The sequence below is a fragment of the Mycobacterium sp. genome, assembly GCF_051006775.1.
Taxonomy (GTDB): Bacteria; Actinomycetota; Actinomycetes; order Mycobacteriales; family Mycobacteriaceae; genus Mycobacterium.
Genome location: NZ_JBPCSX010000164.1, coordinates 1 through 4,461 on the forward strand (window position 1 = coordinate 1; position 4,461 = coordinate 4,461).

The window sequence follows — 4,461 nt, forward strand, 5'->3', positions numbered from 1 at the left end:
GGTGGCCGACGGCGTCAGCATGGTCAACAGCACCGCCTCGGCCGGAACCGTGGTCGGCACCTCGCCCGGCGGTCAGACGGTGCCGGGAATCATCGTCACGTTGATTGTGAGCAACGGGATCGCGCCGCCGCCACCGCCACCGCCGTCGCCGGGACCTGACGCGCCTCCTCCGCCGCCGGGCTTTCCGGAGTTCGGCACGACGGTCGTCGAGATCCCCGGGCTGCCCCCGATCACCATTCCGGTGCTGGCACCGCCACCACCTCCCGGCGGGGCCGCCCCTCCTCCGTAGCCGGGCTCCCCGACTCCCTGGCCGGGCTCCCCGACTCCCTGGCTGGGCTCCCCGACTCCCTAATTGGGCAGTAGTCTCACCTGCATGGCCGGCTCCGCCCTGAAGAAGTCCGCGATCACCGCGGCCGGTTCGGCCGCGCTGGCGATCGGCTACGCGACCCTCATCGAGCGCAATGCGTTCGTCGTGCGCGAGGAAACCATGCCGGTGCTGGCGCCGGGTTCCACCCCGATCCGCGTGCTGCACCTCAGCGATATCCACATGCGCCCGCAGCAGCGGCACAAGCAGGCCTGGTTGCGCGAGTTGGCCCACTGGGATCAGGATCTGGTTGTCAACACCGGAGACAATCTGTCGCACCCGAAGGCGGTGCCCGCCGTCGTCCAGTCGCTGGGTGATCTGCTGGCGGTTCCCGGGGTGTTCGTCTTCGGCAGCAACGACTACTACGCGCCGAAGCTCAAGAGCCCATCGAAGTACCTCACCGACCCCGATCACCGCGTCCACGGCGAACCGCTGCCCTGGCAGGACCTACGGGCTGCGTTCAACGAACGCGGCTGGCTGGACCTGACCCACACCCGCCGCGAATTCGAGGTCGCCGGACTGACCATCGCGGCCGCCGGCGTCGACGACCCGCACCTGGAACGCGACAACTACGACACCATCGCCGGACCGCCCAACCCGCGAGCAAACCTGAGCCTGGGTGTCACCCACGCGCCCTACACCCGGGTGCTGGACCGGTTCGCCGCTGACGGCTACCAGCTGATCATGGCCGGGCACACCCACGGCGGCCAGTTATGCCTGCCGTTCTACGGCGCCCTGGTGACCAACTGCGATATCGACCGGACACGGGCCAAGGGCGTCTCGAAGTGGGGTTCGGACACCGCCCTGCACGTGTCGGCGGGCATCGGCACCTCACCGTTCGCACCGGCCCGGTTCTGCTGCCGCCCGGAGGCAACGCTGCTGACCCTGGTGGCCGCGCCCATCGCCGGAGACTCACTCACCCCCGACCAGGTGAGCTCCGCACCCGCCGCATCGGTGCACTAGCCAGCCGATGATCGCCACCAGCCACACGTCCCGGGACTGGGTGGATGAGGCCGTCCGCCTGGTCGAGGCGGATACCCGACGCAGCGCCGACACCCACCTGCTGCGCTATCCGCTTCCGCAGGCCTGGGCGGAGCGCGCCGATGTGGCGCTGTACCTGAAGGACGAGTCGACCCACATCACCGGAAGCCTCAAGCATCGGCTGGCGCGCTCACTGTTTCTCTACGGACTGTGCAACGGGTGGATCACCGAGAACACCACCATCGTGGAGGCCTCCTCCGGATCGACGGCGGTGTCGGAGGCCTACTTCGCCGCGCTCCTCGGTCTGCCGTTCGTCGCGGTGATGCCGGCATCGACCAGCCGCTCGAAGGTCGAATTGATCGAAAATATCGGCGGGCGTTGCCATTTCGTCGAACATTCATCTGATGTGTATGCCGAGGCGCAGCGGATTGCCGATGAGACCGGCGGGCACTTTCTCGATCAGTTCACCAACTCCGAGCGGGCGACCGACTGGCGCGGCAACAACAACATCGCCGAGTCGATCTTTGACCAGATGACTGCTGAGCGTCACCCAGTCCCCACCTGGGTGGTGGTGGGTGCGGGCACCGGCGGCACCAGTGCCACCATCGGCCGCTACATCCGCTATCGGCGGCACGGGACCCGGCTGTGCGTGGTCGATCCGGAGAACTCCGCCTTCTTCCCGGCCTACGAGCATGGCCGCCGCGACATCGTGACAGGATCATCGTCGCGGATCGAGGGCATCGGGCGGCCTCGGGTCGAACCGTCCTTCCTGCCCAGTGTCATCGACCGGATGGTGCAGGTGCCCGACGCGGCCTCGGTGGCCGGCGCCCATCACGTCAGCCGGGTGCTGGGCCGCCACGTCGGCCCATCCACCGGTACCAACATCTGGGGGGCGTTCGGGTTACTGGCCGAGATGGTGGCCGCCGGCGTCAGCGGATCGGTGGTCACATTGCTCTGCGACAGCGGTGGCCGCTATGCCGACACCTACTTCGACGAGGCCTGGCTCACCACCCAGGGACTGGACCCGGCGGCCTACGCGAACGTGCTTTTCGAGTTCGAACAGTCCGGCGTGTGGCCCGCGCAGAATGCGGTGGGCTCGGGGTTCTAGGCGTTTGGCTTAGCGCGTCGCAGGTGCGATAAGCTGTCGTCGCTTCACTCGGGGTGTGGCGCAGCTTGGTAGCGTGCTTCGTTCGGGACGAAGAGGTCGTGGGTTCGAATCCCGCCACCCCGACACAGGAAGAAAGCTCCGACCAAATGGTCGGAGCTTTCTGGTTTCAGCGTTCACCGGCCGAGGCCGCTGACGGGGACCACCACCGCATGACACGTCCCACGACTGACCGGAGAAGAAGTTATCGCCGTTGGTGGACCTACTTCAGTGCGATACCTGACCGGCCTTCCGGCCCCGCAGCACCACCACACTGATCACGAAGATCACCAGTGACGCAACGACTGCGGCGATGATCTGCGGATAGCGTCCGTCCAGACCACCGGGTGAGACCTGGCGCAGCAGGATGCCACCGAACGCCCAGATCAGAACCAAGCCGTAGGCCACATCCCGGTTGCGCAGCATGGTGACCGTTCCGATCGCCATCGCGACTCCCACGATGATCACCGCCCAGGTGGACTCCGGCAGACCGAACCCGTCCCACTTGTACTTGACCAACAGCACGGTGATGTTGGCGACGGTGGCAACGGTGGCCCAGCCGAAGTAGACGCTGAACGGCAGACTGATCAGCCAGCGTTGGCGCCCAACGAGATTGGCATTACGCAGCGTGATGGAGATCAGCGCTAGACAGATCAGGATCACCGACGTCAGCACCGCCGAGATCGCGATGTGGTCGTAATGCCAGGCGAAGATCCATGCGGTATTCGCAATCGAGGAGATCGAGAACAGCACACCGACCCGGTTCAGCAGAGCCGACTGCGCGGGGGTTTCGGGGCCGTCGCGGAACATACCCAGTTGGTAGAGCACATGCGCACTGAGTAGCAGATAAATCACCGACCAGATGCTGAAGGTGATACCCGCCGGGGTGAACAGGCTCGGGTAGGCGTTCGACACCTCGCCGGTGTTGCGACCGTTGAGGGGCAGCGCGTTGGCCAGGACGTTCATCGTGATCATGGCGATGAACGTCACCGCAACCAGTGCCTTCACCGGCCCGCGACTCGTCGTCGTGGTGGTGGTCATAGCCGGTCTTTGACCGCCGCGGACAGCCGTGACCCGTCGACCTTGCCGTCGGCGATCGCCGTGGCGGCCTTCATCACCAGACCCAGATTCTTGACCGACGGTCGCTCGCCGAGTTCTTCGGCCACCTGAGCCAGAGCGGTGTCGACCACATCGGCGACCTCAGCATCGGTCAGCGGAGTGGGCAGATACTCGTCGATGATCCGGGCCTCGGCGTGCTCCTCGGCTGCCAGTTCACCGCGGCCATTCTGGGTGTAGATCTCGGCGGCCTCGCCGCGTTTGCGGGACTCGCGAGCCAGTACCTTGAGGATGTCCGCATCGGTGAGTTCCCTCGCCTGCTTACCGGAGACCTCTTCGGTCTGTACGGCCGCGAGCATCATCCGCAGCGTCGCCGTCCGCAATTTATCCTGGCTTTTCATCGCCGCGGTCAAGTCGGATCGCAGCTGGTCTTTCAGTTCGGACATGACTCCGGATACTACCGGCCTATGACGATTGGCCGGACCATGCCATGAGATCCCCCCAGATCGGTGCCCAGCCCTTGTAATTGCGGGTTTCCCGGCTGGCCGTCACAAGAGTTTGGCCGAGGTGCTCGCGGAACTCCGGGTACTGCCGATCCAACTTGTTCAGCGAATCGCAGTAGGTACGGATGGTGAACAGAATCGCACCGGACTCAGGAAGTCTCCGAAGAGTTTGTCGTTCCGTCCGGAAATATATGGCGTCGCCGAATTCGTCAACGCCCCAACTGCTTTCGGCGCGTGCTTTCCGGCCTGTCGCCGAAGGCTGAAAGAGTTCCGGGCTGTCCAGCACCGTCCAGTTGATGCGCCACACGGATCGGTCTGGTGTCAGTTTGTTGAGCATGCGATCAGTCGCGTGTCCGATCAGATCTTCATAGTGCGGAACAGGTTGGTGGATACCGTGCAGGTTCGCGCCGATA

5 protein-coding genes, 1 tRNA gene and 1 pseudogene are annotated in these 4,461 nt (G+C 65.1%); 4 read left to right on the top strand and 3 right to left on the bottom strand.

The features are described from left to right. The 4 genes and pseudogenes from ACR2JI_RS11735 to ACR2JI_RS11750 form a co-directional block, all read left to right on the top strand. Nucleotides 1-289: pseudogene (locus tag ACR2JI_RS11735) on the top strand (penicillin-binding protein); the annotation flags it as partial. Nucleotides 290-373: 84 nt separating this feature from the next. Then, nucleotides 374-1,327: a metallophosphoesterase gene (locus ACR2JI_RS11740; RefSeq protein ID WP_526390250.1), complete on the top strand. Its 954-nt coding sequence runs from the start codon at nt 374-376 to the stop codon at nt 1,325-1,327. A gap of 7 nt (nt 1,328-1,334) precedes the next feature. Beyond that, on the top strand, nt 1,335-2,453 hold the full coding sequence (gene cds1, locus ACR2JI_RS11745) for an L-cysteine desulfhydrase Cds1 (protein WP_526390251.1): 1,119 nt from the start codon (nt 1,335-1,337) through the stop codon (nt 2,451-2,453). 49 nt (nt 2,454-2,502) lie between these two features. Then, nucleotides 2,503-2,576 (top strand) — tRNA-Pro (locus ACR2JI_RS11750). Between the two features lie 141 nt (nt 2,577-2,717). Here the strand turns inward: ACR2JI_RS11750 and ACR2JI_RS11755 are convergent. From ACR2JI_RS11755 to ACR2JI_RS11765, 3 genes are all read right to left on the bottom strand, one after another. Beyond that, nucleotides 2,718-3,530, bottom strand: coding sequence for a TspO-related membrane protein (locus ACR2JI_RS11755; RefSeq protein WP_526390252.1), 813 nt, complete (start codon nt 3,528-3,530; stop codon nt 2,718-2,720). After that, nucleotides 3,527-3,991 carry a GatB/YqeY domain-containing protein gene (locus ACR2JI_RS11760; RefSeq protein WP_526390253.1) on the bottom strand — a complete coding sequence of 155 codons (465 nt, stop codon included), beginning with the start codon at nt 3,989-3,991 and terminating at the stop codon, nt 3,527-3,529. Before ACR2JI_RS11760 ends, ACR2JI_RS11755 begins: the two co-directional genes overlap by 4 nt. 19 nt (nt 3,992-4,010) lie before the next feature. Beyond that, nucleotides 4,011-4,461, bottom strand: a 451-nt coding sequence (locus ACR2JI_RS11765) for a heme-dependent oxidative N-demethylase subunit alpha family protein (protein WP_526390254.1), incomplete at its 5' end; no start/stop codon positions are given.

Coding starts and splice junctions, on each gene's coding strand:
- ACR2JI_RS11740 (WP_526390250.1), top strand. CDS start 374: ATGGCCGGCTCCGCCCTGAAGAAGTCCGCGATCACCGCGGCCGGTTCG.
- cds1 (WP_526390251.1), top strand. CDS start 1,335: ATGATCGCCACCAGCCACACGTCCCGGGACTGGGTGGATGAGGCCGTC.
- ACR2JI_RS11755 (WP_526390252.1), bottom strand. CDS start 3,530: ATGACCACCACCACGACGACGAGTCGCGGGCCGGTGAAGGCACTGGTT.
- ACR2JI_RS11760 (WP_526390253.1), bottom strand. CDS start 3,991: ATGTCCGAACTGAAAGACCAGCTGCGATCCGACTTGACCGCGGCGATG.